Below are 2599 nucleotides of genomic sequence, written 5' to 3' on the forward strand. Positions count from 1 at the left end.
GCCTGCGCCCGTGCCGCCGCCGGCAGCACAGCCCGGCGTGCCCCCGGTGCAGCGTCCGGCCGTTCCGCCTGCGCCGCAGCCCGGCGCTCAGCCGACCCAGCGACCCGTGCCTCCCGCGGCACCGACGGCTCCGGCTCAGCCCAACGCGGCTTCGCCCGGTGCGCCCCAGCCCGGCCTCAGGCCGGATCAGCGCCCGGCTGCGCCCGGTGCGATCCCGTCCGCCCCGCAATCTGGCGCGCAGCCCTCACAGCGCCCCCTGCCGCCGCCGGGAGCGCCCGCGCAACCCGGAGCACCCGTGCAGCGGCCCGTGCCTCCGCCCGCGCCGACGGCTCCGGTCCAACCCAACGCGGCGACGCCGGGCGCGCCCCAGCCCGGCCTCAGGCCGGATCAGCGTCCGGCTGCCCCCGGCGCGATTGCGCCTGCGCCGCAACCCGGCGCGCAGCCGACGCAGCGTCCCCTGCCGCCTCTGGGAGCGCCGGCTCAGCCGAACGCCGCTACACCCGGCGCAACCCAGCCCGGCACCCGGCCCGATCAGCGGCCCGTGCCGCCGATTCCGCCCGCCGTTCCCGGCCAGCCCTCGACCCCGGCTCAACCGGGTGCGGTTCCTCCTGCTGCGGCCCCGGTTCAGGGCCAGCCGAACCCGGCCGTGCCGCCGGGAGCCGCGCCCGGTGCCGTCGTGCCCGGCCGTCCCGGCGTCGCCCCGCCTGCGCCTGGCGCCGTGCAGGGGCAGCCGCCGGCAGGTCTTCCCGGCCAACTTCCCGGTCAGCCGCCCCAGCGTGAGGGGCGTCGCGGCGGCATTTCGCCCGGCGTCGCCGGGGCGATCGGCCTCGGGGCCGGCGTCATCGGCGGTATCATGGCGACCCAGGGCGCCGAGCGCTTCGATGACATCCGCAGGGAACGGCAGGAGCAGCGCGAAGGTGACCTCACCATCATCCGTGAACCCGGTCGCACCATCATCCGCGACGATGACGGCCGYGCCATCATCCGCCGCGACGAGRMCSAGCGCTTCCGSGAYCTCGGCTGGCAGGGCCGCGCCGAGCGCCGCGACGGCGAGACGCGCACCGTCTTCGAGCGGCCCGACGGAACGCGCATCGTCACCGTCACCGACGAGGAGGGCCGGCTGATCCGCCGCAGCCGCATCGGCCGCGACGATCGCGAGGTGATCATCATCGACAACACGCTGCGGGACCGTCCGGGGCGCTTTGCCGACGATGTCGTGGTGCTGCCCCCGCCGCCGCTGCCGATCCCGCGCGAGCGCTATATCGTCAATGCGGACCAGGCCGATGAGAGCCTGATCTACGAGACGATCATGGCCCCGCCGATCGCCGCGATCCCGCGTCGCTACACGCTGGACGAGGTCCGCTACTCGCCCGACCTGCGTGCCCGCATGCGCAGCGTCGATATCGACACGATCAACTTCGAGACGGGCTCCTGGCAGGTCACGGCCGACCAGGCGCAGCGCCTCGCGGTGATCGCGGATTCGGTGCGGCGTGTGCTGCAGGGCTCGCCGAACGAGGTCTTCCTCGTCGAGGGCCATACCGATGCCGTGGGTTCCGACATCGACAACCTCTCGCTCTCCGACCGCCGGGCCCAGTCCGTCGCCGAGATCCTGACGCGCGACTTCCAGATCCCGCCCGAGAACCTGACGACCCAGGGCTATGGCGAGCAGTATCTGAAGGTGCAGACGCAAGCTGCCTCGCGCGAGAACCGGCGCGTGACGCTGCGGCGCATCACGCCGCTGCTGACGGGCCAGAGTCGCTGATCGGCGCGGCGTCGACACGCCGCTGTCGCACAGAGCGGGGCTGCACAAAGTGCAGCCCCGCTCTTCGTCGGAAGCAAGGAACCGCCGCTTCGCTTCGCCAGTTTCATCGTCCGGAGGAGTAGTCCGAAGGGAGATGAAGCCATGAAGAAGCTCTCCTTGATGCTGACATGCCTGGTTCTGGCCGGATCGCTTCTGGCGCCGGTCGCGCAGGCCCAGAGCACCCCGTCGCCCGGCCCGGCCGTCAAGCAGCGGGCTCCCGGCGTGCCGATTGCCCCGCAACCGGGGGAGGTTTCCCGCTTGCGGTCCGAGGAGCGAGGGCTGTTCCATCAATACGGGCGCGTGGCGCAGGACGGRCGCGCGGCGCAGGAGGCCAATCGCGATCTGCCGATGCCGCGCGGCGTGCCTTCGATCATCGCGCCTTGAGAGGCGTTCAGGATTGTTCAACGCTTGCGGCCTAAGCATGGCCGCATGAGTGACGTTGCCGCCATCGCCCAAAGCCTCGTCTCGATGCAGTCAGCCTCGACGCAGCAGGCCCTCGGCACCGAGATGCTGCGGCAGAATGCCGAGGCCGAGCGCGGCGTCGTCGCCATGCTCGAGCAGGGCGCTGAGCAGGCGAAGGCCGTCCTCCCCGCAGGCCAGGGCCTGCAGGTCGATCGCACAGCCTGACGTTTTTTGCATGCCGGCCCCTGCGTGCCGGCTTTCCTTTGCCGGTTGCGTCTCCCCGGTCGAAGCCCTAACCTTGGAATCGTTCCGAGGGGTGCTCGCAAGGGCTGAGATGGCTGATGAGGCCGAACCCGTCGAACCTGATCCGGGTCATACCGGCGGAGGGACTGGAAC

Annotated in this window: 3 protein-coding genes and 1 riboswitch; all 3 genes read left to right on the top strand. The window is 72.1% G+C overall.

Annotated features, from left to right (window positions below):
* Positions 1-541: 541 nt before the first annotated feature.
* The 3 genes from AB4Y99_RS26950 to AB4Y99_RS26960 all read left to right on the top strand — a co-directional run bounded on the left by AB4Y99_RS26950 (position 542) and on the right by AB4Y99_RS26960 (position 2428).
* Entirely contained in the window at positions 542-1762 is a 1221-nt protein-coding gene (locus tag AB4Y99_RS26950) for an OmpA family protein (protein WP_441525493.1), read from the top strand.
* 141 nt (positions 1763-1903) lie between these two features.
* The gene (locus AB4Y99_RS26955; RefSeq protein WP_441525494.1) at positions 1904-2185 is read left to right on the top strand and encodes a hypothetical protein; all 282 of its coding nucleotides are present in this window, start codon (positions 1904-1906) and stop codon (positions 2183-2185) included.
* Positions 2186-2230: 45 nt separating this feature from the next.
* A complete protein-coding gene (locus tag AB4Y99_RS26960; RefSeq protein ID WP_038364961.1) occupies positions 2231-2428 on the top strand; it encodes a hypothetical protein in 198 nt (65 codons plus the stop codon).
* Positions 2429-2505: 77 nt separating this feature from the next.
* Positions 2506-2599, top strand: a riboswitch (TPP riboswitch). This riboswitch is flagged as partial in the annotation.

The sequence above is a fragment of the Allobosea sp. TAB14 genome (assembly GCF_052113865.1).
In the GTDB taxonomy this organism is placed as follows: Bacteria; Pseudomonadota; Alphaproteobacteria; order Rhizobiales; family Beijerinckiaceae; genus Allobosea; species Allobosea spartocytisi.